The organism is Desulfocurvus thunnarius (assembly GCF_055390965.1).
Window position 1 is genome coordinate 3,491,061 of the sequence record NZ_AP042411.1, and the last position, 23,071, is coordinate 3,514,131.

17 protein-coding genes are annotated in these 23,071 nt (G+C 68.4%); 15 read left to right on the plus strand and 2 right to left on the minus strand.

The features are described from left to right. The first annotated feature begins 2 nt into the window (after positions 1–2). Genes hydG through hydF form a run of 5 tightly spaced genes read left to right on the plus strand, consistent with a single transcriptional unit; the run spans position 3 to position 5,415 of the window. Entirely contained in the window at positions 3–1,424 is a 1,422-nt protein-coding gene (gene hydG / locus ACZ5KV_RS15490) for a [FeFe] hydrogenase H-cluster radical SAM maturase HydG (protein WP_464240185.1), read from the plus strand. 18 nt (positions 1,425–1,442) lie between these two features. Then, positions 1,443–1,730, plus strand: a complete 288-nt coding sequence (locus tag ACZ5KV_RS15495) for a hypothetical protein (RefSeq protein WP_464240186.1) — start codon at positions 1,443–1,445, stop codon at positions 1,728–1,730. Beyond that, positions 1,714–3,192 (plus strand): aspartate ammonia-lyase, encoded by a 1,479-nt coding sequence (locus tag ACZ5KV_RS15500; RefSeq protein WP_464240187.1) that lies wholly within the window; start codon positions 1,714–1,716, stop codon positions 3,190–3,192. The genes ACZ5KV_RS15495 and ACZ5KV_RS15500 overlap by 17 nt, the downstream gene beginning before the upstream one ends. After that, positions 3,189–4,256 (plus strand): [FeFe] hydrogenase H-cluster radical SAM maturase HydE, encoded by a 1,068-nt coding sequence (gene hydE / locus ACZ5KV_RS15505; RefSeq protein ID WP_464240188.1) that lies wholly within the window; start codon positions 3,189–3,191, stop codon positions 4,254–4,256. Before ACZ5KV_RS15500 ends, hydE begins: the two co-directional genes overlap by 4 nt. After that, positions 4,177–5,415 carry a [FeFe] hydrogenase H-cluster maturation GTPase HydF gene (gene hydF, locus ACZ5KV_RS15510; RefSeq protein ID WP_464240189.1) on the plus strand — a complete coding sequence of 413 codons (1,239 nt, stop codon included), beginning with the start codon at positions 4,177–4,179 and terminating at the stop codon, positions 5,413–5,415. Before hydE ends, hydF begins: the two co-directional genes overlap by 80 nt. 47 nt (positions 5,416–5,462) lie before the next feature. On the opposite strand, the gene ACZ5KV_RS15515 is transcribed toward hydF, so the two are convergent. After that, positions 5,463–7,442 carry a monovalent cation:proton antiporter family protein gene (locus ACZ5KV_RS15515; RefSeq protein ID WP_464240190.1) on the minus strand — a complete coding sequence of 660 codons (1,980 nt, stop codon included), beginning with the start codon at positions 7,440–7,442 and terminating at the stop codon, positions 5,463–5,465. A gap of 195 nt (positions 7,443–7,637) precedes the next feature. Beyond that, positions 7,638–7,856: a hypothetical protein gene (locus tag ACZ5KV_RS15520; RefSeq protein WP_464240191.1), complete on the minus strand. Its 219-nt coding sequence runs from the start codon at positions 7,854–7,856 to the stop codon at positions 7,638–7,640. Positions 7,857–8,079: 223 nt separating this feature from the next. Between ACZ5KV_RS15520 and ACZ5KV_RS15525 the strand changes: the two genes are divergently transcribed. The 10 genes from ACZ5KV_RS15525 to ACZ5KV_RS15570 all read left to right on the plus strand — a co-directional run bounded on the left by ACZ5KV_RS15525 (position 8,080) and on the right by ACZ5KV_RS15570 (position 23,018). Further along, entirely contained in the window at positions 8,080–8,553 is a 474-nt protein-coding gene (locus tag ACZ5KV_RS15525) for a chemotaxis protein CheW (protein WP_464240192.1), read from the plus strand. A gap of 113 nt (positions 8,554–8,666) precedes the next feature. Further along, positions 8,667–12,164: a transcription-repair coupling factor gene (gene mfd / locus ACZ5KV_RS15530; protein WP_464240193.1), complete on the plus strand. Its 3,498-nt coding sequence runs from the start codon at positions 8,667–8,669 to the stop codon at positions 12,162–12,164. A gap of 12 nt (positions 12,165–12,176) precedes the next feature. Next, positions 12,177–13,292 carry a peptidylprolyl isomerase gene (locus ACZ5KV_RS15535; protein ID WP_464240194.1) on the plus strand — a complete coding sequence of 372 codons (1,116 nt, stop codon included), beginning with the start codon at positions 12,177–12,179 and terminating at the stop codon, positions 13,290–13,292. 122 nt (positions 13,293–13,414) lie between these two features. Beyond that, positions 13,415–14,347 carry a peptidyl-prolyl cis-trans isomerase gene (locus ACZ5KV_RS15540; RefSeq protein WP_464240195.1) on the plus strand — a complete coding sequence of 311 codons (933 nt, stop codon included), beginning with the start codon at positions 13,415–13,417 and terminating at the stop codon, positions 14,345–14,347. Positions 14,348–14,383: 36 nt separating this feature from the next. After that, the gene (locus ACZ5KV_RS15545) at positions 14,384–15,355 is read left to right on the plus strand and encodes a helix-turn-helix domain-containing protein (RefSeq protein WP_464240196.1); all 972 of its coding nucleotides are present in this window, start codon (positions 14,384–14,386) and stop codon (positions 15,353–15,355) included. A 70-nt stretch (positions 15,356–15,425) separates the two neighbouring features. Continuing rightward, on the plus strand, positions 15,426–16,172 hold the full coding sequence (gene recO, locus ACZ5KV_RS15550) for a DNA repair protein RecO (protein ID WP_464240197.1): 747 nt from the start codon (positions 15,426–15,428) through the stop codon (positions 16,170–16,172). An 83-nt stretch (positions 16,173–16,255) separates the two neighbouring features. Further along, positions 16,256–17,125 (plus strand): glycine--tRNA ligase subunit alpha, encoded by an 870-nt coding sequence (gene glyQ, locus ACZ5KV_RS15555; protein ID WP_464240198.1) that lies wholly within the window; start codon positions 16,256–16,258, stop codon positions 17,123–17,125. Between the two features lie 15 nt (positions 17,126–17,140). Then, positions 17,141–19,228: a glycine--tRNA ligase subunit beta gene (gene glyS, locus ACZ5KV_RS15560; protein ID WP_464240199.1), complete on the plus strand. Its 2,088-nt coding sequence runs from the start codon at positions 17,141–17,143 to the stop codon at positions 19,226–19,228. A gap of 122 nt (positions 19,229–19,350) precedes the next feature. Next, a complete protein-coding gene (gene rpsT / locus ACZ5KV_RS15565) occupies positions 19,351–19,614 on the plus strand; it encodes a 30S ribosomal protein S20 (protein WP_464240200.1) in 264 nt (87 codons plus the stop codon). Between the two features lie 143 nt (positions 19,615–19,757). Next, complete coding sequence (locus ACZ5KV_RS15570) at positions 19,758–23,018, plus strand: type ISP restriction/modification enzyme (protein WP_464240201.1); 3,261 nt, start codon at positions 19,758–19,760, stop codon at positions 23,016–23,018. The last annotated feature ends 53 nt before the right edge of the window (positions 23,019–23,071 follow it).

The window sequence follows — 23,071 nt, forward strand, 5'->3', positions numbered from 1 at the left end:
GCATGAGCACCCTGGACAGCGTCACGGAATCGCGGAATTTCATCGACGAGGCGGCCATCTGGGCCGCCATGGAGCGCGCCGAGAATCCGGCCCCGGCCCTGGTGCGCGAGATTCTGGCCAAGGGCCTGGAGCGCAAAGGCATCACGCCCTTTGAAGCCGCCGCGCTGCTCAAGAACGCCGACCCCGGGCTCGACGAGGAAATCCTCGCTGCCGCCCGGGCCATCAAGCAGGGCATCTACGGCAACCGCATCGTGCTTTTCGCCCCGCTCTACATCACCAACGAATGCAAGAACCGCTGCGCCTACTGCGGCTTCAACGCCGACAACAAGGACCTGGAGCGGCGCACCCTGACCCCGGCGGAACTGCGCCGCGAGGTGGAGGTGTTGGAGGACCTGGGCCACAAGCGCCTGCTGCTCGTCTACGGCGAACATCCCAAACTGGGTGCGGAATGGATCGCCGACACCGTGCGCACGGTCTACGATGTGACCTCCGAGAAGAGCGGAGAAATCCGCCGCGTGAACATCAACTGCGCGCCTCTGGACGTGGAAGGCTACCGGCTGCTGCACGAGGTGGGCATCGGCACCTACCAATGCTTCCAGGAAACCTACCACAAGGAGACCTACCGCAAGGTCCACCTGGGCGGCATCAAGCGGAACTTTGAGTGGCGCCTGAACGCGCTGCACCGGGCCCAGGAGGGCGGGGTGGACGATGTGGCCCTGGGAGCGCTGTTCGGGCTTTTCGACCCGATCTTCGAGGTCCTTGGCCTGCTGCACCATGCCGCCCAGCTTGAGAAGGACTATGGCGTGGGCCCGCACACCATCTCTTTCCCGCGCATGGAGCCCGCCTTGAACTCCGAAATGGCCTATAACCCGCCGTTCCTCGTCCAGGATCATCTCTTCAAAAAGATCGTGGCCGTGCTGCGCATCGCCGTGCCGTACACCGGGCTCATTCTGACCACCCGCGAGAAGGCCGACCTGCGCACCCAGCTCATCGAGGTCGGTGTGTCACAGATGTCCGCCGGATCGCGGACCTACCCCGGCGCCTACCAGGACCCCAACTATGACCGGCCGGAGGTGCAGCAGTTCTGCGTCGGCGACAGCCGCTCTCTGGACGAGGTCATCCGTTCCGTGGTCACGGAGCACGGCTTCGTGCCCTCCTGGTGCACGGCCTGCTACCGCCTGGGGCGCACGGGCGAGCATTTCATGGAATTGGCCAAGAAGGGCTTCATCCAGCAGTTCTGTCTGCCCAACGGGCTGTTGACCTTCAAGGAATACCTGGAGGACTACGCCTCGCCGGCCACCCGCGAGGCAGGCGAGGCCATGATCGCCCGGGAGCTAGAGTCCTTCCCCGACCCCGCGCGCAAGGATTCCCTGCTGCGGCGGCTGGAGCGCATCCATCAGGGTGAACGGGATCTGTACTACTGACCCCGTGAGGAGGCCGGTATGACCCTGCATTTGAACGCCGGTGCCCTGGACCGGATCGCCGAGTATGCCCGGAGCCATGATACCGGCGGCATCTGGGTCAGCGACGGACGGGATACCCGTTGCGTCTGCCCCGGGCCGGACAGCGCCGGAACGGCGGGCTGCGGCGGGCTAGCCCTGGCCTATCCCCTGGGCCGGGGCATGACCCTGCTTGTGGGCGTGGGGGGGCGCCGCCTGCCCGGCAACGCGGAGCAAAACGGTCTGCGGCGTCTGCTGGCCTCGTTGGAGCACCATGTCGATACGCGTTGAATCCGACGCCCTGGGGGAGCGTGATATCCCCCAGGGCGTTTACTGGGGCGTGCACACCCTGCGCGCCCGGGAGAACTTCCCCCTGTCCGGGTTGCGCTGGCCCGGGGAGTTCATTGTGGCCCTGGCCCAGGTCAAGCGTGCCTGCGCCGAGACGAACGCCGTGCGGGGCGACCTGCCCGAGCCCCTGGCCGGGGCGCTGCTGACCGCCTGCCGGGAGATGGAGGAAGGCGCCCTGCATGAGCATGTGGTGGTGGACCCGCTTCAGGGCGGGGCGGGCACCTCCACCAACATGAACGTCAACGAGGTGCTGGCCAACCGGGCCAACGAATTGCTCGGCGCGCCCCTGGGAAGCTACTCGCCGGTCCATCCCCTGGCCCACGTCAACATGTACCAGTCCACCAACGACGTGTTCCCCACGGCGCTCAAGGTTGCCGGGCTGGGGCTGCTGCGCGAGTTGGAGGCGGTCTTGACCCGGCTTCAGGAAAGCATGCAGGAAAAGGAGCGGGCGTTTGCCGATGTGCTCAAGGTGGGGCGGACCCAACTGCGCGACGCCGTGCCCATGACCCTGGGCATGGAGTTCGGAGCCTACGCCGAGGCCGTGGCCCGCGACCGCTGGCGGATATTCAAGTGCCGCGAGCGGATCAAGCAGGTTAACCTGGGCGGAACCGCCGTGGGCACCGGCCTGGGCGCGCCTCGGGACTACATCCTGCGCGTGGTGGAGCATCTCAAGCGGATCACGGGTCTGCCCGTGTCCCGCGCCGAGAACCTCGTGGACGCCACGCAGAACATGGATTGCTTTGTGGAGGCCATGGGCATGCTCGCGGCCCTGGCAGCCAACTTGCTCAAGATCGCAAACGATTTCAGGCTGCTGTCCAGTGGCCCGGACTGCGGGCTGGGCGAGATCGTTCTGCCTGCCTTGCAGGCCGGATCCAGCATCATGGCCGGGAAAATCAACCCCGTGCTGCCCGAAGCCGTGGCTCAGGTGGCCCTCAAGGTCATGGCCTCGGGGCAGACCGTGACTCTCTGCGCGGGTCTGGGGCAACTCGACCTGAATCACCTCATGCCGCTGCTGGCTCATGAGTTCCTGGAATCCGTGCGGCTTTTGCGCAACGCGGTCCGGGTGTTCGACGAAAAATGCCTGCGTGGCCTGGAGGCCAGACCCTGGCGCTGCCGGGAGCTTGTGGACCGCAGCACGACCCTGGCCACGGTGCTGGTGCCTGCACTGGGCTACGGGGTTGTCGAGTCCGTGCTCCGGCGGGCCGAAGCCTCGGGTGCGGGCGTGGCCCAGACGGTCCAGGCCATGGGGCTGGCCGACGCAGGGACCATCGCCGAACTGCTTTCGCCCCGGCGCATGCGCAAGCTCGGCTTCGTTCCCGGCGAATACGATGAACTGCGCGCCGCCGCCCGGGGCCTGGACGGCACGGCTTCGGAGCCGGAAGCCGAAGGAACGGGGAACCCATGAACATCCAGACGGTTCTGGAACACCTGCGCGGCCACAACGACCAGGCCCTGTTCGCCGAAGCCGAGGTCGTAAAGCGCGCCGTTTTCGGCCGCCAGGTCTTTCTGCGCGGCATCGTGGAATTTTCGAGCCACTGCTGCAAGCGCTGCCTCTATTGCGGCCTGCGCGCGCCCAACACCCGTGCCGTGCGCTACCGGCTCGCTCCGGAACGCATCGTCCAGGCCGCCCTGTTGGCTTCGGACCTGGGCCTGGGCACCGTGGTCCTGCAATCCGGCGACGATTATTCCTACGATGCCCGGACCATCTGCGACATGGTCCGCGCCATCAAGGAACGCTCGTCCCTGGCGGTGACGCTCTCCCTGGGGGACCGGCCCCTGGAAGACCTGACCCGGCTGCGCGACAGCGGGGCGGACCGCTATCTTATCAAGCTGGAAACCACCGACCCGGCACTCTACGCCCGCCTGCGCCCGGGCGAGCGCATCGAGGATCGTCTGGAGCGGCTGGAGGCCCTGCGCAGCCTGGGCTACGAGGTCGGTTCGGGCATCATCGTGGGCCTGCCGGGCATGACCGGGGACATTCTGGCCCGCGACATACTGCGCCTGGCCGAACTGGATCTGGACATGCTGGCGGCGGGGCCTTTCGTGCCTCACCCCCAGACCCCGTTGGGCGAAGAATCCTGCGGGAGCCTGGAAGCGACCCTGCGCGTCACCGCCTTGCTGCGCATTCTCAGCCCGCGCAGCAACATCCCGGCCACCAGCGCCCTGAACAGTCTGCCCGGTGCGGTCTCCGGCCCCGACGTGCGCGCCGGATGCAACGTGATCATGCCGTCCCTGACGCCGGAGGACGTTCGGCGGGGCTACGAGATCTATCCCGGCAAGAATGTGGTCGAGGCCGGGGCGCGCCAGGTCGTGTCCAGGGTCAAGGCCGCCATCCACCAGGAGGGTTTCGTTCCCTCCGCAGACCCGGGGTTCGCCCCAAGGAGCATCAATGCAGCAGGCACCACGCGGGGTTCGGCTGGTCGTGGCCATTGCGGGGGCGAGGAATGCGGGCAAGTCGTCGCTGATTAACGCGCTCACCGGCCAGGACATAGCCATCGTTTCCGAAACGCCCGGAACCACCACCGACCCCGTGGCCAAGCACTATGAGCTTTTGCCCCTGGGGCCGGTGACCTTCTACGACACCGCCGGGCTGGACGACGAAGGCGCCCTCGGTGCCTTGCGCGTCAAGGCCACGCGCAAGGTGCTGCTGCGTTCGGACCTGTGCGTGCTGGTTTGCGGCGAGGCCGGATTGGGCCGCGACGGGCGGAAGCTGCTAGAGGAACTGCTCAGCCTGGGGCTGCCCGTGGCCGTGGCGGCCAACAAGGCCGACCTCTGCCCGCCCGGCGGCGGCCCGCAGCCCCGGGAAGAGGACGCGGCCTTCTGTCGGGAGCGGGGCGTGCCTTTCCTGCCGGTTTCGGCCAGCACGGGCCAGGGTGTGCAGGAGCTGAAGCAGACCCTGGTGGCTCTGGCCCCGGAGGAATACCGGCAGGAACCGCCCCTGGTGGGCGATTGCGTGGGCGAGGGCGATGTTGTTGTCTGCGTGGTGCCCATCGACCTGGCCGCACCCAAGGGACGGCTCATCCTGCCCCAGGTCCAGGTGCTGCGCGATATCCTGGACAGCGACGCCATGGGCCTGGTGGTCAAGGAGCGGGAGTTGGAGGCGGCCCTGGGAGGTCTGAACCGCCCGCCCGCCTTGGTGGTTACGGATTCGCAAGTGGTGCTCAAAGTGGCCGGAGACGTGCCCGAGGCCGTGCCGTTGACCACCTTTTCGACGTTGTTCGCCCGCTACAAGGGCGACCTGACGGAACTGGCCGCCGGGGCCGCCGTCATCGACAGTCTTCAGGATGGGGATCGGGTGCTGGTGGCCGAGGCCTGCTCCCACCATCCTGTGGCCGACGACATCGGGCGGGTGAAAATTCCCCGTTGGTTCGCCCAATACACGGGGCGGGAACTGCGTTTTGAGTTCTATGCCGGGCACGATTTCCCCGAGGACTTGGAGGGGTACCGCCTGGCGGTGCACTGCGGAGGCTGCATGCTCGGCAGGACCGAAATGTTGCGCCGGATACGGGAATGCCGCCGCCGGGGCGTGCCCATCACCAATTACGGGGTGGCCATATCCAAGGTGCAGGGTCTGCTGTCCAGGATATTACGGCCCCTGGGCATCGAGGTGCGCGGCGAGGGCGGCTGAGCGGTCTCCCGTCCGAGGCCGTGCGCGCATCCCGCCAGGCGACAGGGTCAGGTCGTGTGATCTTCCGGGGGGAGGGTCGCCAGGGCGCGGAAGGCGCAGGTCTGTTCGCGGGTGCCGATGACGGCGGCAACGTCGCCGGGGTGCAGGGCGTCGTCGGGGCCGATGTTGGCCGTGAAGCCCCCGGGGCGCAGCACGCCGACGATGGAGGCCCCGGTGCGCGTGCGCACGGCCAGGTCCTTGATGGCCCGGCCCGCCGCCGGGCTGCCGGGGGCCACGCGCACCCAGTGCACGCACAGCAGGTCGCGCGCGGCGCCCAGGCGCGCGGTGGCGGCGTAGCCCGGCGCCTCCTCGTAGAGCGCGGCGTACATTTCGCGGTGCAGTTCGTCGGTGATCTGCTGCACGTCCGTGGGCGGCGTGCCCAGGTGCAGCAGGCTCTGGCGGGCGAACTCCACCCCGGCTTCCATTTCGGGCTGGATGACCGCGTATACGCCCATCTCCAGCAGGGCCACCTGCTGCTCGCGGCCCGCCGCGCGCACGATGACCGGCAGGTCCGGATGCCGCTCCATGAGCCGGGCCACCACGGCCCGGGCCGTGGAAAAGTCCGGCGGGGTGACCAGCACGAGCTTGGCCCCCTCGGGGTTGGCCGCCTCCATGACGATATCCTGGGCCGCGTCGCCGTAAATCACCGGCACCCCGGCCTCCTTGGCCATGACCATGGCCCGGTGGCCGGATTCGATGACCGCGTGGGGGATGCCCTGGCGGGCCAGCAGCCCGGCCACCAGCCCGCCGATGCGCCCGTGGCCGACGATGATGATGTGCCCGCCGAGTGCCGACTCGGGCAGGTTGATGGTCTGCAGCGGCGCGCGCCCGCTGAAGCGGCGGACCAGCGCGTAGAGCGGGGCGGTCAGCCGCGAGGTGAACGGGGTCAGGATCATGCTGACCACCGTGGTGGTCAGCACCAGGGAATACTGGTCCTGGCTGATGGCCCTGGCGTCGAGGCCCGCCCGGGCCAGGAGGAAGGACAGCTCGCCGACCTGGAACAGGCCCAGGCCCACGGCCAGGGGGATGACGTTGCCGTAGCCGAAGATTTTGGTCATCCCGGCCATGATGGTGCCCTTGCCCAGGAATATCAGCCCGGTAAGCAGCAGTACGATGCCCAGGTTCTCCACCAGGAAGGCCGGGTCGAGCAGCATGCCCACCGAGGCGAAGAACAGCAGGCCGAACACGTCGCGCAGGGGCAGGATGTCCGCCAGGGCCTGATAGCCGAAGTCGGATTCGCTGAGCACCATGCCCGCCACGAAGGCTCCGAAGGCGAAGGACAGGCCGAAGAGATAGGTGCCGTAGCCCACGCCCAGGCCGATGGCGCAGATGGTCAGCAGGAACAGCTCGCGCGAGCCCGCCCGGGCCACCCGGCCCAGCAGCCAGGGGAAGACCCGCGTGCCCGCCACGACCATGAGCCCCAGGAACAGGGCCGACTTGAGCCCCGCCCAGGCCAGGGCCGTGAGCCCGCCCTCCGGGGAGCCGAGCTGGGGCAGGACGATGAGCAGCGGCACCAGGGCCAGGTCCTGCACCACGAGGATGCCGATCATGACCCGGCTGGAGAGGGTGCCCATCCAGCCCTGGCTCTCCAGAGTCTTGAGGATGACCATGGTGCTGGACAGGGAGAGCATGGCCCCCAGCCAGACCGAGGGCAGCCACTCCCAGCCCAGGCCCCGGCCGATGCCGTAGCCCATGGCCGTGACCAGCAGGATCTGGAGCGGCGTGCCGATGAGGGCGATGCGTCGCACGGGCTTCAGGTCCTCGAAGGAGAACTCCAGGCCCAGGGCGAAGAGCAGCAGCGCCACGCCGATTTCGGCCAGCAGCTCGATGTCGTGGACGCTGGAGAGCGTTACCAGCCCGGCATGGGGGCTGACCAGTATGCCTGCCAGAATGTAGCCCAGCACCAGCGGCTGGCGCAGCCGCTGGGCCACCAGCCCGCCGAACAGCGCGGCCACGACCACGAGAATGATGTCCGATGCGATGCCCATGCGCGGATGCCGCCCGAGGGTTCGAGGTGGAGGCGCGCGCCGCGCCCGCCCGTGCGGGGCGCGGCTTTTCGCCACTCGCAGCAGATACACCACCGCGCCCCCGGGGGCAACAGAAAGGCCCCGGCCTTTTGGGGCCGGGGCCTTTGGATGTTTTGGGAGGCTGGGCGGCGGGGCGCCCGGCGGCACGCGGCGGGCCTAGACGCCCAGGCCGCGTTTGCAGGAGCGGAATTGCAGTTCCATCAGGATGATGCGCTCATATTCCTGGGTCGGCGCCTCGCCGGAGTCGAACTCCTCGCCGAGCATTTTTTCCAGGAATTGGGTCTCCTCCCAGAAATCCAGCAGTTCGTCGTCGCCGAGGGTCTTGATCTGCTCTTCGAGGGGAAAGTGCTGGGCCTGGGGGATGAAATTCGCCATGCGGTGCTGACCTCCTGATCCTTCCCGGCCATGGGTGTGGCGCGCGGCTGGATTCCCGGAGCCTACAGGAGGGAACGGGGAAGCGCAACCAGTACCTGAGCGCGGGTGCGCCGTTCCGGAAAAATCTTGCATCGCTCCGCCGTTGGTTGTAACTATCGGCATTGAGCGGGAGCACGCCCTGTCCCCGCCGCCCGGATGCACTCTCCCGGAAGGAGCGCGACACATGGAGCAGAAGAAGAAACAGGATGCCGAACTGATCCAGCTCGTGACGTTCAGCATCGGCGAGGAGGAGTTCGGGGTGGACATCCTCAAGGTGCAGGAGATCATCCGCACCATGGAGATCACCCGCGTGCCCAAGGCACCGGACTTCGTCGAGGGCGTCATCAACCTGCGCGGCAACGTCATCCCCATCATCGACCTGCGCAAGCGGTTCGGGCTGGAAACGCGCGACCACGACAAGCACACCCGCATCATCGTCATCGAGATCAACAACATGATCGTCGGGTTCGTGGTCGATTCCGTCTCCGAGGTGCTGCGCATACCCGCCAACACGGTGGAGCCGCCGCCGCCGGTGGTCGCGGGCCTGGAATCCGAATACATCAGCGGCGTGGGCAAGCTCGAAGACAGGCTGCTCATCCTGCTCGACCTCGACCGGCTGCTTTCCGGCGAGGAAAAGGACGTGCTCTCCCAGGTCTAGACTCCGGAGCCAAAGTGCCGTAACCAAGGCCGCCGATGCGGCCGCGAAGCCGCCGCTCCGCCTCCGCGCGGACCCGGCGGCTTTTCGCTGTGCCGCCCAAGGAGCGCTTGCCTGTGATCTTTCCTCCCGCCCTGCGCCAGTTCGCCGAGCCCGCTGCCGCCTCGCGCGCCATGCGCAGCGTGCGCGTGTACAAATCCGGCCCCGGCACCCAGGCCGCCGTGGCCGCCGGGCTGCTGGCGCGCGGGCGCAGCGTCGTGGTCGTCGTGCCCGGCGCGCGCGAGCTGCTGCAACTCAAGGCCCTGCTCGAATTGCTGACTCCCGGCGGAGGCCGCGCCTTTCCCGACGCGCCCTGGGTCGTCTTTCCGCCGTATCCCGTGCAGTCGTCGGACCCGTCGCGCTGGGCCGCGCGCTGGGCCGCGCTCTATGGGCTGGCCTCGGGCCAGGGCCCGCGCGGCGTGCTGTTGACGGTGGACAATCTGCTGCCCCGTTGGCCCGCCCGCGACGTGCTGGACACCCACCACCTGCGCCTGGCCAAGGGCGAGGAGGTCCTGGCCGAATCCATCCTGGAGCAGCTTACCCTGTGGGGCTACCAGCGGGCGCCCGTGGTGTCGCGCCCCGGCGAGATGGCCATGCGCGGCGACATCCTCGACGTGTTCGCCCCGGGTTACGCCCGGCCCCTGCGCCTGGAGCTTTTCGGCGACGTGCTGGAGGACCTGCGCACCTTCGACCCCGACACCCAGCGCTCGCGCGAGGATCTGGCCGAGGCCGTGATCCTGCCCGCCGCCCCGGCGGTGCTGACCCCGGCGCTGTGCGAGGCCGCCCGCCAGGGCTGGCGCAAGCTGCGCGGGGTGGGCGAGTTGCCCGCCCCGGCCGAGCAGGACCTGCTGCGCAGGCTCGACGGCCTGCGCGGCGACATCCGCCCCGGGCTGTTCTACGGCCCCCGGGCCACGGCCCTGGGCCGCTGGCTGCCCCAGGGCGCGGTGTACCTGCTGTGCGGCGCGGGCAACCTGCGCACGCGGGTGGACGAGCTGGAATGGGCCTGGGTCGGCCGCCTGGACGAGGAGGCCGAGCGGCAGGGCTGGAAGGCCCCCCGGGCCCAGGTGCTGGAAAGCGCCGAGCGCGCCCGGGGCACCTGGATGGACGCCGAGCAGATCCATTTCGAGGACCTGACCATCGGCGAGAAGAAGGACGGCGTGGAACTGCCCGAAAAGGAGCTGCGCGCCTTCGAGGACCTGTTCTGGAAGCCCGCCGAGCGCGACCGCCCGTGGCACACCCTGCTGGAGGCCCTGAAGCGCTGGGCCCGCGAGCGCCCGCAGGTGGTGCTCAGCTTCCGCACCGAGCAGTCGCGCAAAAAATTCCTGGCCCTGGCCGGGCAGGACGGCGTGGTGCCCGCCACGGCCCTGCACCCCGGCGACAAGGGCCTGTTCGCCCTGGTTTCGCCGTTGCGCGGCGGGGTGGAACTCTCCTGGAACCAGGCGCTCTTCCTCTCGGAGGACGTGCTTCAGCCCGTGCGCGGCGAGCGCGCCACAGGGCCGGATCGCGATTTCAAGGGCCTGCGCACCTACGAGGAACTGAGCCCCGGCGATCTGCTGGTCCACCGCGACTGGGGCCTCGCGCGCTTCGAGGGCCTGCACCGTCTGGAGCTGGGCGGCGTGGGCAACGACTATCTGCTGCTGGTCTACTCCGGCGAGGACAAGCTTTACCTGCCCGTGGACCGGCTGGACGTTGTCCAGCGCTACAAGGGTCCCGAGGGTGCAAGCCCGGTGCTGGACAAGCTGGGCGGCCCGGCCTGGGCGCGCTCCAAGTCCAAGGCCCGCAAGGCCATCGAGAAGATCGCCGGGGAACTGGTGCAGATGTACGCCTACCGGCGCATCGCCAAGGGCTACGCCTACGACCCGCCCGACGACCTCTACGCCGAGTTCGAGGCCAGCTTCGGCTTCGAGGAGACGCCGGACCAGGACCGGGCCATCCAGGATGTCATGGCCGACATGGACCGCCCCGAGCCCATGGACCGGCTGGTCTGCGGCGACGTGGGCTTCGGCAAGACCGAGGTCGCCCTGCGCGCGGCCTTCCGCGCGGCGCTTGCCGGGCGGCAGGTGGCGCTGCTGTGCCCGACCACCGTCCTGGCCGAGCAGCATTTCCTGAATTTCCAGCGCCGCCTGGAAGGCTACCCGGTTCACGTGGCCATGCTCAGCCGCTTCGTGCCCCCCGCGCGCCAGAAGACCATCCTGGCCGCCGCCGCGCGCGGCGAGGTGGACATTCTCATCGGCACCCACCGCCTGCTTTCGCGCGATGTGGACCTGCCGCGCCTGGGCCTGCTCATCCTCGACGAGGAGCAGCGCTTCGGCGTGAAGCACAAGGAGCGCCTGAAGCAGATGCGCAAGGACATCGACGTGCTGGCCCTGACGGCCACGCCCATCCCGCGCACGCTGCAACTGTCCCTGTCCGGCCTGCGGGGGCTGTCGGTGATGGAAACCCCGCCCCTGGACCGCAAGCCCGTGATGACCTCGCTGCTGGAGCGCGAGAAGGGGCCGCTCAAGAGCATCCTGGAGCGCGAGCTGGCCCGCCAGGGGCAGGTGTTCTGGGTCCACAACCGCGTGCAGAGCCTGCCCCGGGTGGTGGAGTTCGTGCGCGAGCTGGCCCCCGGGGCGCGCATCGGCATGGCTCACGGCCAGATGCCCGAGCGCGACCTTGAGGCGGCCATTCACAAGTTCTGGCACGGCGAGCTGGACATCCTGGTCTGCACGGCCATCATCGAATCCGGCCTGGATTTCCCGCGTGCCAACACCCTGGTGGTGGACAACGCCCAGTACTTCGGCCTGGGCCAGCTCTACCAGCTTCGCGGCCGGGTGGGCCGCAGTTCGCGCCAGGCCTACGCCTACTTCGTCATCCCGTCCCTGGACGGGCTGCCCGAGCTGTCGCGCAAGCGCCTGCAGGTCATTCTGGACATGGACTACCTGGGCGCGGGCTTCCAGGTGGCCATGGAGGACCTGCGCCTGCGCGGGGCGGGCAACATCCTGGGCGAGGTCCAGTCCGGCACCATGGCCAAGGTCGGCCTGGACATGTTCCTGGAGATGCTGGAGGAGGAGGTCCGCCGCCAGCGCGGCGAGCAACTGGTGCAGGACACCAGTCCCGAACTGAACATCCTCTTCGAGGCGCACATTCCCGAGGCCTACGTGCCCGACACCCGCGAGCGTCTGCGCTACTACAAGGCCCTGTCCTCGGCCCGCGACGGCGGCGCCCTGGAGGATCTGGCCCTGGAGATGCGCGACCGCTTCGGGGCCCTGCCCGCGGCCCTGGAGCGTTTCCTGGCCGTGCTGCGCCTCAAGCGCCTCCTGGGGCGCCTGCAGGTGGCCAAGGCCGACGTGGCCCCGGGGCGCATCGTGCTCTCCTGGGCGGCCCAGGCCACGGCCGTGCCGCCCGAGGCCATGGTGGCCTGGCTCCAGGCGCATGCCGACAGCGCGCGGCTGCTGCCCCAGGGCGGGCGCCTGGAGCTGCGCGTGGACGCGGGCGGCGGCGTGCGCCGGGCCCTGGAGGCCATGGGAAAGGCATTGACCGGGCTGGCCCCCGGGGCTACAACACCCGAAACCGCAGCCCCTGCGGACAATTAAGGCCCACAGCTCATGCAATATCCCCGTTTTGCGCCCCTGGCGGCCCTGCTGGCCCTGTGCCTGACCGCGACCCTCCTGGCCTGCGATCCCAAGCAGGAGGAGACGGGCGTGGTGGCGCGGGTCAACGGTCGCCCCATCAGCCTGCACCAGCTCCAGTTCAAGCACGACTTCGACCAGCTCGGCATCGCCACGACCAACCCGTCGGTGGCCAAGCTCAAGGCCGAGTACGGCCAGGCTCTGGCCGAACTCGTCATCCGCGAGCTGCTTTCCCAGGCCCTGGCCGCCAAGGGGCTGGCCGTGAGCGACGAGGAGGTCGCCGCCGCCGAGGCGAACATCCGCGCCGACTACCCCGAGGGCGCCTTCGAGGAGGTGCTGGTCGAGGAGTACATCGACATCAACTACTGGCGCGACGAGCTGCGCGCGCGACTGGCGATGGAGAAATTCTTCGCCGAGGTGCTGCGTCCGGGCGTGAGCATCGACTACCGCGAGGTCGAACAGTACTACAACGAGCACGTCCAGGACTTCCACGTGCCCGAGCGCGTGCGGTTCGTGCGCGTGGGCGGGCCCAGCCGCGAGGTGGTCGAAAGCGCCCTGGCGTACTACAAGGGCGGCGGATCCCTGGAAGCCATGGCCGCCGAGTTCGAGCAGGTCGGCACCCGCGAGATCGTCATGCGCCGCGACCGGCTGACCAAGGACTGGAGCGACGCCCTGAGCGGCCTGAAGCCCGGTCAGGCCAGCCCGGTGCTCACCGCGCGGCGCGGCTTCGAGGCCCTGCTGTTCTCCGAGGGCATCCCGGCCCAGACGCTGGACGCCTCCCAGGCCTATCCGCTCATCGAGCGCGAGTTGCTGGACAGCAAGCTCGTGGACGCTTTCAACGCCTGGCTGGACGGCCAGATGGCCAAGGCGGACATCGTCGTCACGCCGCTGCTGGAAATCGACCCCGAGGATTCCCAGGGCGAAGAGGCCGCCCCGGCCCCCGAGCCCGAGCCCGAAACCATGGAGCCGGGCAGCCCCGCCGACGGGGAGATCGGCCCCGACGCCGACACGCCCCCCGAGGAGGACACGCCCCCCGAGGAGCGTGAAACCGTGCTGCCTCCCGGCGTGGAAGGCCCGGTTCCCGCGAACTGACCCCGGGCGGCCCGTTGCCAAGCCCGGCCGATGCCTGTAACACTCGGCGCGCCGCCGCCGTCTTCCGGCGCGGCGCCGGGGGCCGCGCCCCCGGGCCATACCTGCATGCAAGGAGTGCTGCTTTGAAGCCGATACTGCGACTTGTTCTCGTCCTGGGCGTCCTGCTGGCGGCCTGCCCCCTGCGCGCCGAGGTGGTGGACCGCGTGGTTGCCGTGGTCAACGGTCAGGCCGTGACCCTTTTCGAGCTGAACCAGCACATGCGCCCGCTGCTCGACCGCTTCCGGGGCCGCGAGCTGACCATGGAGGAGAAGGCCACCATCGCCAGGATGCGCAGCGATCTTCTGCAGAAGATCATCGACGACATGCTCATCACCCAGGAAGTGGAGAAACTCGGGCTCACGGCCACCGAGGCCGAGGTTCAGAACTCGGTGGAGCGCTTCTACAAGCAGAACGCCATGACCGCCGAGGACTTCGACAAGCAGCTCCTGCTGGAGGGCATGACCCGCGAGCAGTTCGCCGAAACCGTGCGCAAGGACATCCTCAAGCACCGCCTGCTGGGCTTCATGGTCCGGCGCAAGGTCGTGGTCAGCGACGAGGAGGTCAAGGCCTACTACGAGCAGCACATCGAAAGCTTCCAGCGCGACAAGGAGGTCGCCCTGTCGGTGATCCTGCTGCCCCTGAACGAGGACGCCGACGCCCTGCGCCAGCGTATCGAGAAGGGCGAGCTGACCTTCGCCGACGCGGCCGACCTCTACTCGCGCGGGCCCGGAGCGGGGCAGGGCGGCTCCCTGGGCCGCATGGCCTGGAACGATCTGGCCCAGGACTGGCGTGAATCCCTGGAGGGCGTGGCCCCCGGCGGCATGACCAAACCTTTCGATTTTCGCGGCTTCACGGCCCTGTTGCGCGTGGACGACATGCAGGCCGGCGAGACCCGGCCCCTGGAGGAGGTCAAGGAGGATATCCGCGACCAGCTCTTCGCCGTCCAGGCCGAGGCCCGGTTCTCCGAATACATGGAGAAGCTGCGCGCCGACGCCGTCATCGAGAAGAAGCTCTAACGGCCCCAGGCGGCCTATTCACGGGAGAGAGCAGGGATGAACCTGAAGGAACTGGGCGAACGCTTCCGCGCCGAGCGCGAACGCAAGGGGCTGTCCGTCACCGAGGTGGTCCAGCGGACCAAGATCAGCAAAACCAACGTGCTGGCCCTGGAGGCGGGCGACCCCGAAGGGCTGCCCCACCCGGTGTACGCCAAGGGCTTCGTGCGCAACTATGCGCGGCTGCTGGGGCTGGACCCCGAGGAATGCGCGGCCATCGTGGCCGCCAACTATGTGGCCGAGGACAACGTCAGCGTGCCCCAGCCCTCCCTGGACGGGCCGGACCTGGAAATCCTGGGACCCGGGCGCGGCCGTGCGAAGCTGTGGATTTTCCTGGCGGGCATTCTGGCCATCGTCCTGCTGGCCGGGGGCGTGTTCCTGCTGACCTCGCACAACGAGGCTCCGCGCCAGGAGGCCGCCCCGGCGCCCCAGCAGCAGGCCGCCCCCGAACAGACCCCGGAGCCGCTTCAGGAACCGGCCCCGGCGCCGGAGCAGGCCCCCGGGCAGACTCAGGAGCAGGCCCCGGCTCAGGAACAGACCTCGGAGCAGCAGCCCCCCGTGCAGGAGCCGCAGGCAGCCGCTGCGGTTGCGGCGGCCCCTGCCGCTTCCGGCGTTGCAGGCACTCAGGGCGCCGCCCCGGCTGCGGCGCCCGCTCCCGCCGCTGCGGCCGCGGCCCAGTCCGCCCCGGCGCCCGCCGCCCAGGCCGGAGCCGCCTCCTCACCCCGGGGCGAGCAGCGCCTGACGGTCACCGCCCGCGAGGCCTGCTGGATCTACGCCCGCGCCGACGGCAACCAGGGCCCGGTGGTGGACGTCGTGCTTCAGCCCGGCGAGACGCACACCCTGCACTTCCGCAAGGAGATGGAGCTCAAGCTCGGCAACGCGGGCGGCGTGAGCGTGACCTTCAACGGCGAAAAGGTGCCCCTGCAGGCCCAGTCCGGCCAGGTGCGCTCCCTGACCTTCACCGCCCCGTAGCGGGCCCTCCGGGCGGCGCCCCCGCGCCACCCCGGGCCCCCGGCGCGCACCGCCCGGCGCGGGGGCTGCCATGGATTTCACCGAACCCGCCATCATCCTCAAGGTCGGCGCCTTCCGCGAAATAGACCTCTGGGTCCGTCTGGCCACCCCGGGCCACGGTGTGCTCACTGCTTTCGCCTTCGGCGGCAGCAAGAGCCGCCGCCGCTTCATGGGCTGCCTGGACCCCCTGAACCTCGTGGATTTCCAGTTCCACCGCTCGGGGCGCGGCGAGTATCTCTACCTCATGGAAGGCCGGTTGGTGCGCGGCTGTCCGGGGCTGCGGGCCGACGCCGCGCGCCTGGGCCCCGCCGTGAACTGCGTGAAGTTCTACGAGGCGGTGTTCGAGGGGCCGGACGGAGGCGAGGAGTCCTTCGCGCTGCTGGCCGAGGCCCTGGAGATCATGGAGGACCGCGCGGACCTTTCGCCGCTTTTGCCGCTGTTGTTCCGGGCCAAGGTGGTCTTTTTGCAGGGCTACGGCCCGGGGTTTGGCGCTTGCCCTCGGTGCGGAAAAGACTTAAGAACTGCGGTTGCGCCGACGCTTCTGGTGGAGCAGGGCGTGGTGGCCTGCGCCGAGCACGCCCACGGCTCCGGCCGCCGCGTGACGCTCGACGCCTGGACCGTCGACCTGCTGGAAACCGTGCGCATGCGCAGCGTGCGGCGCTGGGCGGACGCCGTGCCCCCCGACGCCTCGCGGCGCAGGGTTTTCGACGCCGTGGACGCGCTGGTGCGCTACCACCTGGGCCTGGCCTGGGAGGACGGCCGCTTCCGCCGCGTGTGACGCCGGGCGCGGGCCGCGAGCCGCCGCCGGTCTTTTCCCCTCCGGGCCGCCCCTGGCCCGGGTTTGCCAATCAAGGAGCTGCCATGCATTTCCAGGATGTCATCCTGACCCTGCAACGATTCTGGTCCGGGAAGGGCTGCGTGCTGCACCAGCCTTACGACATCGAGGTCGGCGCGGGCACCTTCAACCCCGCGACCTTCTTCCGGGTCATCGGCCCCGAGCCGTGGCGCACGGCCTACGTCGAGCCCTCGCGGCGGCCCACCGACGGCCGCTACGGCGAGAACCCCAACCGTCTGCAACAGTACTACCAGTTCCAGGTCATCCTGAAGCCTTCGCCGGACAACGTGCAGGATCTGTATCTGGAGAGCCTGGCCGCCCTGGGCATCGACCCCGCCGCCCACGACATCCGCTTCGTGGAGGACGACTGGGAGTCGCCGACCCTGGGCGCCTGGGGCCTGGGCTGGGAAGTCTGGCTGAACGGCATGGAGGTCACCCAGTTCACCTACTTCCAGCAGGTGGGCGGCATCGACCTCGCCCCGGTGAGCGTGGAGCTGACCTACGGCCTGGAGCGGCTGTGCATGTACCTCCAGGAGAAGGAGAGCGTCTACGACCTGTCCTGGAACGGCGAGGTGACCTACGGCCACGTGCATCACCAGAACGAGGTCGAGCAGTCGCGCTACAACTTCGAGTTGTCCAACGCGCCCATGCTCCTGGAGCTGTTCGGGCGCTACGAGGCCGAATGCCTGGCCCTGTGCGAGGCCGGGCAGCCCTGGCCCGCCTACGACTACTGCCTGAAGTGCTCGCATACCTTCAACCTGCTCGACGCGCGCGGGGCCATCTCCATCACCGAGCGCACCGGCTACATCGGCCGGGTGCGCAATCTGGCCTCCAAAATCGCCCGGCTCTACGCGGCCCAGCGCGAGGAAATGGGCCACCCGATGCTCGCCCGGTAGCCAAAGGAAGCGATCATGCCTGAATTCATTCTGGAAATAGGAACAGAGGAACTTCCCGCCCGCTTCTTCCCCCGGTTGCACGAGGAGTTGGGCGAGGCCGTGGCCAAGGCCTTCGAGGAGCGGCGCATCGACTTTTCCGGCGTGCGGACCTTCGCCACGCCCCGGCGCATCGTTTTGCACGTGGCCGAGGTCGCCTCGGCCCAGCGCCGCGAGGAGGAACTGCTCACCGGCCCGCCCAGCCGCATCGCCTTCGGCCCCGACGGCGCGCCCACCAAGGCCGCCCTCGGCTTCGCCAAGACCCAGGGCGTGGACATCGCCGACTGCTTCGTGCAGACCACGGACAAGGGCGAGTACCTGGCCGTGCGGCGCATGACCGGCGGCGAGGCCACCCTGGACCTGCTGCCCGCCGTGTGCGAGGCCGCCGTGGCCGGGTTGCAGTTCCCCAAGAAAATGCGCTGGGGCGCGCGGGACTTCGGCTTCGGGCGGCCCATCCAGTGGCTGCTGGCCCTGCTGGGCGCCGAGGTCGTGCCCTTCGCCCTGGCCGGGGTGGCCTCGGGGCGCACCACGCGCGGGCACCGCGTCCACGGCCCGGGGCCCTTCGAGGTCGCCGACGCCGGGCGCTATTTCGAGGTCGTCCGCCGGCAGGGTCACGTGGTGCTCGACCCGGCGGAGCGCCGCAGGCTGATCCGCGAGGGCGCCGACGCCCTGGCCCGCGAGGCCGGGGGCCGCGTGGTCTGGAAGGAAGACCTGCTGGACGAGGTGGTCGGGCTGGTGGAAACGCCGGTGCCCATCCTGGGCGACATCGATCCCTCCTTCCTCGAAGTGCCCCGCGAGGTGCTCCTGACCAGCATGGAAAGCCATCAGAAGAGCTTCGGCGTGGAGGACGCCCAGGGCGCCCTGCTGCCGCATTTCGTGAGCACCCTGAACCTGGAGCCGCGCGATCGGGCCCTGGTCAAAAAGGGCTGGGAGCGCGTGCTGCGCGCCCGCCTGGAAGACGCGCGCTTCTTCTGGAAAGCCGACCTGCGCGCCGACGCGGACACCTGGCTCGCGCGGCTGGACAAGGTCATCTTCCTGGCGCCGCTGGGCTCCATGGGCGACAAGACCCGTCGCCTGGAGGGCACCTGCGCGGCCCTGGCCGCCGCCACGGCCCCGGAGCTCGGCGCCGCGGCCGCCCGGGCCGGGCGGCTGTCCAAGGCCGACCTCGTGTCGGAGATGGTCTACGAATTCGACGAGTTGCAGGGCATCATGGGCGGCATCTACGCCCGCAGGCGCGGCGAACCCGAGGCCGTGGCCGATGCGCTCTACGAGCAGTACCTGCCCGCCGGGCCGGGCAGCCCCGTGCCCCAGGGCATGACCGGCGCGCTGCTGTCCATGGCCGACAAGGCCGACACCCTGGCCGGATGCTTCGGGCTGGACATGATCCCCACCGGGGCCAACGACCCCTACGCCCTGCGCCGGGCGGCCCTGGGCATCATCCGCATCATCCTGCACCACGGGTTGCGGCTGTCCCTGTCCGACCTGCTGGCCCGGGCCCGGGGGGCCTATGCCGGGGGCGTGGCCTGGAAGCTGCCCGAGGCCGAGGCCCAGGCGCGGCTGCTGGACTTCTTCGCCGGGCGGCTCAAGGCCTACTTCACCTCCCGGGGCCACCAGACCCTGGTGGTGGAAGCGGCCCTGGGCGCCGGGTTCGACGACGTGTGGGCCCTGGCCGCCCGGGTGGACGCCCTGGGCGAGTTCGCGCGCGAGGACGACTTCGCCCAGGCCGTGCTGACCTTCAAGCGCGCGGCGAACATCATCGTCAAGCAGGGCGGGGCCGCCGAAATCAGCGGCGAATACGACGCGGCCCTGTTGACCGAGAAGGCCGAAAAGGCCCTGGCCGCGCGCCTGGAAGCCATGGCCCCCACCTGGGACGCCCTGTGGACCCGCGACGATTTCAGCAGCCTGCTGGGCCTGCTGCGCGAGCTGCGCCCCGATGTGGACGCCTTCTTCGACGGGGTGATGGTCATGTGCGACGACGCGGCCCTGCGCGCCAACCGCCTGAATCTGCTGGGCGCCCTGGTGGGCCGCCTGGGGCGGCTGGCGGATTTTGCGGCGCTCCAGGTCTAGCCCCGGCAGGAGCTTTGGCGTAAAACGCTTGACATCCCCATGGGCCGGGTATAGTTGACCGGTTCCCAACCGTAGGCAAGCAACACTTTCAGTCCGATAGAGAGTTCTAGGAGGAATGCATCTTGGCTAATCACAAGTCCGCCATCAAACGGCACCGTCAGAGCCTGAAGCACCGCGACCGCAACCGCGCCGTGAAGACCCGCATCAAGAACGTGGTCAAGGCCGTGCGCCTGGCCGTGGAGGCCAAGGACAAGGAGCAGGCCCAGGCCGCCCTGGCGACCGCCACCGCGACCCTGGACAAAGCGGCGACCAAGAAGGTCGTGCATTGGCGCACCGCCGCGCGGAAGATTTCGCGCCTGAGCCAGGCCGTCAACAAGATCGCCTAGCCTCCCGGTCCCTTTCGCCCTTCCAGCCCGCCCCGCGTCAGCGAGGCGGGCTTTTTCCGTTGCCCGTTGGGCTTGCCCGTGGTGGCATTTCTGTGTAGAAATACAAGGCCTTTTGTATTCCTTCCTTTTTTCGAGAGGCCGCCATGCCTGAGAGCCTGAGTCAACTTCTGGAGACCTTTGCTGCGGAGGCGAGAGCCAAGTTGCAGCTTCCCGGTTCCGGCGAACCGGAAGACCAGCTTCGTGCGCCTTTGGAGGGTTTCCTGAAAAGCGTGGGGGCAATGTTCGGGATGACCGTCGTGCCCAAGGGAGAAGTGCGTGTCCGCGGCGTGGGGCGGCCGGATTATGCCGTCTACTGCAATGGGGCGCTTTGCGGACATGTGGAACTCAAGCAGCCGGGCAAAGGGGTGGAGCCCTCCCGCTATCGGGGGCATGACCGCGATCAGTGGGAGCGATTCAAGAGCCTGCCCAACGTGCTTTATACCGACGGCGAACAGTGGCGCCTGTTCCAAAGCGGCGAGGCCGTGGGCGCGGCGCGCCTGCCCGGAGGGCTGGCGGCGGGGAGCGCCGAAGCGGTCGGGGCCGACGCGGCGGCATCCTTCGAGCCGCTGCTGCGGGAATTTCTGACCTGGAACCCGGTCGTGCCCGGCGCCGCGGCGGAGCTTGCGAAGCTGCTGGCGCCCCTGTGCCGTCTGCTGCGCCAGGAAGTGGCGGAGGCCATGGGCACGGCGAGTTCTCCCTTTCAGATGCTTTTGGGCGAGTGGCGCTCCACGCTGTTCCCTGGCGCCAGCGAGGAGGAATTCGCCGACGCCTATGCCCAGACCGTGACCTTCGCTTTGCTGCTGGCCCGGGCCGGGGGGGGCGATACCCTGGACCTGCGCGAGGCCGAGCAGGCCCTGGCTTCGGAGCACGCCTTGCTGTCCAAGGCGTTGAAGATATTTACCGACAACCTGGAGCGGGATGAAAAGCCGCTGTCTTTGGGCGTGCTGCAACGCATTACGGCCAGCATCCCCTCCGGGGGCTGGAAAACCCGGGACAGGGACCCCTGGCTGTACTTCTACGAATATTTTCTGGCCGAGTACGACCCCCAACTGCGCAAGGACGCGGGCGTTTACTATACCCCGGTCCAGATCGTCCAGGCCATGGTCCGCCTGACGGAAGACCTCCTCGTGAAGCGGCTGGGCAAACCGATGGGCTTTGCATCTTCCGATGTCATGACGCTGGACCCTGCGGCAGGTACGGGTACGTTTCTGCTGGGCATCATTTCGCATACCCTGGCGGGCATTGCCGAGGCCCAAGGGGCGGGGGCCGCCGCCAGCTATGCCGAGGCCCTGGGGCGGCAGCTCCACGGGTTCGAGACGCTGGTCGGCCCCTATGCGGTGGCCCAGTTGCGCGTCAGCCGGGCTTTGGCGGAGCATGGCGCCGGCGCCATCCCCGGTGGCCCCAGGGTCTTTTTGACAGATACCCTGGAGTCTCCCGACCTTGTGCAGGAATTTCCTTCACTGTTGACCAGGGAACTTTCCGAGCAGCACCGTCGGGCCCTGGAGATAAAGAAATCGACTCCGGTGCTGGTTTGCCTCGGCAATCCGCCCTACGACCGCCACGAGGCAGGAGACGCGGCCAACCGTAAGGCCACTGGCGGCTGGGTTCGCTGGGGCGATGAAGACGAGAACGGCCAGTTGCATCCGGAGCAGGCCCTGCTGGCGGCCTTTTCCGCGCCGGTCAAGGCGGCGGGGCAGGGCGGCCAGCTCAAAAACCTGTACAATCTGTACGTTTATTTCTGGCGCTGGGCGCTGTGGAAGGTGTTCGAACAGGGCGCTCCGGACGCCCCCGGCGTGGTCGCCTTCATCACGGCCTCCTCGTTCCTGGACGGCCCGGCGTTTTGCGGCATGCGCGAAGAACTGCGCCGCCAGTGCCACGACATCTGGATTCTGGACCTGGGCGGCGAGGGGCGTGGGTCGCGCAAGGAGGAGAACGTCTTCAACATTCAGACCCCCGTGGCCATTACCCTCGCTCTACGCACCGGCCCCAAGGCTCCGGACGCCCCAGGGGCCGTGCACTATGCGCGCATTCGGGGCGACAGGGAAGCGAAGCTGCACGCCCTGGCGGGGATTCAGAGCCTGGATTCCCGGCAATGGGAGCCATGCCCCACAGGCTGGCAGGACAAATTCCGGCCCCAGGGCACGGGGGCGTACTTCGAGTCTCCGCTGTTGACGGATCTGTTGCCCTGGCAGCATTCAGGTGTCCAATTCAAGCGCACCTGGCCTATTGCGCCGGATAAGGAGACTCTTGAGGCGCGGTGGAAAAATCTTATTTCTTCTGAAAATAAAGAAAAAGCATTTAGATCAACATCTGCAAGATCTATATCATTGTTTTATAACGATTTAAAAAGTGATCAGAATTTCATTCCTGAAACCAAAAAATGCGCTTTCCGTTCTTTTGATGTTATGCAGTGTTTCTTTGATGAGCGCCTATGCGACCGGCCTCGTCCAGAATTGAGGAGTTCTTGTGGCGACAAACAACTCTTCTTCGCCTCCCTCTTCACCCAGCCATTATCTGCTGGCCCAGCTTTGACAGTGAGTGCTGCTGTCCCTGATTTGCACTATTTTCGGGGATCATTTGGTGCCAAAGATATTTTTCCTCTTTATCGCGACGCGGCGGCAACGCAACCGAACCTGCTGCCCGGGCTTCTGGAGTTGCTGGCGGCGGCGCAGGGCCAGAACGTGCTGGCCGAGGATTTTGCCGCCTACGTCTATGGCGTGCTGGCGCACGCCGGGTTCACACGGCGTTTCCATGCCGAGCTGGGCACAAGGGAACTGCGCGTGCCCCTGACACACGACCCGGAGCTGTTCCGGCGCGCGGTGGCCATCGGGCGGCGGCTCATCTGGCTGCACAGCTATGGCGAGCGCATGGTTCCGCCCGCCGAGCGCCCCGGGGTCGTTCCCCCGGGGAGCGCCCGCTGTCTGCGGGCCGTGCCCGGCACGTCCGAGGGGTATCCGGAGCGGTTCGAGTACGTCGAAGCCACCCGGACCCTGCACGTGGGACAGGGAGAATTCGCCCCCGTGGCGCCGGAGGTGTTCGGGTTCGAGGTTTCGGGCTTGCAGGTGGTGCGCTCCTGGTTGAAGTACCGCATGCGCGAGGGCGCCGGGAAAAAAAGCTCCCCGCTGGACGACATCCGCCCCCAGCGCTGGACCGCCGGATTCACCTCGCAGTTGCTCAACCTGCTCTGGGTTCTTGAGGCCACCGTCGCCGAATATCCGCACCAGGAAAAGCTTTTGGAGGAGATTCTGGCCGGGCCGCTGGTGTTGGCCGACGAGTTGCCCGCAGTTCCGGAGCAGATGCGCCAGCCTCCGGGCAAGGCCGCTCGCAAGGCCCCGGCCCAGCAGCAGGGTTCCCTGTTCGGCTGAACGCCGTTTCCGGAGCCCGCGTCTTGCGGGGTCTCGCAACTGGATTTCCCCTC

What these genes read in the sequence shown, in the direction of transcription:
- hydG (WP_464240185.1), top strand. Translation starts at nt 3, where the DNA reads ATGAGCACCCTGGACAGCGTCACGGAATCGCGGAATTTCATCGACGAG.
- ACZ5KV_RS15495 (WP_464240186.1), top strand. Translation starts at nt 1,443, where the DNA reads ATGACCCTGCATTTGAACGCCGGTGCCCTGGACCGGATCGCCGAGTAT.
- ACZ5KV_RS15500 (WP_464240187.1), top strand. Translation starts at nt 1,714, where the DNA reads ATGTCGATACGCGTTGAATCCGACGCCCTGGGGGAGCGTGATATCCCC.
- hydE (WP_464240188.1), top strand. Translation starts at nt 3,189, where the DNA reads ATGAACATCCAGACGGTTCTGGAACACCTGCGCGGCCACAACGACCAG.
- hydF (WP_464240189.1), top strand. Translation starts at nt 4,177, where the DNA reads ATGCAGCAGGCACCACGCGGGGTTCGGCTGGTCGTGGCCATTGCGGGG.
- ACZ5KV_RS15515 (WP_464240190.1), bottom strand. Translation starts at nt 7,442, where the DNA reads ATGGGCATCGCATCGGACATCATTCTCGTGGTCGTGGCCGCGCTGTTC.
- ACZ5KV_RS15520 (WP_464240191.1), bottom strand. Translation starts at nt 7,856, where the DNA reads ATGGCGAATTTCATCCCCCAGGCCCAGCACTTTCCCCTCGAAGAGCAG.
- ACZ5KV_RS15525 (WP_464240192.1), top strand. Translation starts at nt 8,080, where the DNA reads ATGGAGCAGAAGAAGAAACAGGATGCCGAACTGATCCAGCTCGTGACG.
- ACZ5KV_RS15535 (WP_464240194.1), top strand. Translation starts at nt 12,177, where the DNA reads ATGCAATATCCCCGTTTTGCGCCCCTGGCGGCCCTGCTGGCCCTGTGC.
- ACZ5KV_RS15545 (WP_464240196.1), top strand. Translation starts at nt 14,384, where the DNA reads ATGAACCTGAAGGAACTGGGCGAACGCTTCCGCGCCGAGCGCGAACGC.
- recO (WP_464240197.1), top strand. Translation starts at nt 15,426, where the DNA reads ATGGATTTCACCGAACCCGCCATCATCCTCAAGGTCGGCGCCTTCCGC.
- glyQ (WP_464240198.1), top strand. Translation starts at nt 16,256, where the DNA reads ATGCATTTCCAGGATGTCATCCTGACCCTGCAACGATTCTGGTCCGGG.
- glyS (WP_464240199.1), top strand. Translation starts at nt 17,141, where the DNA reads ATGCCTGAATTCATTCTGGAAATAGGAACAGAGGAACTTCCCGCCCGC.
- ACZ5KV_RS15570 (WP_464240201.1), top strand. Translation starts at nt 19,758, where the DNA reads ATGCCTGAGAGCCTGAGTCAACTTCTGGAGACCTTTGCTGCGGAGGCG.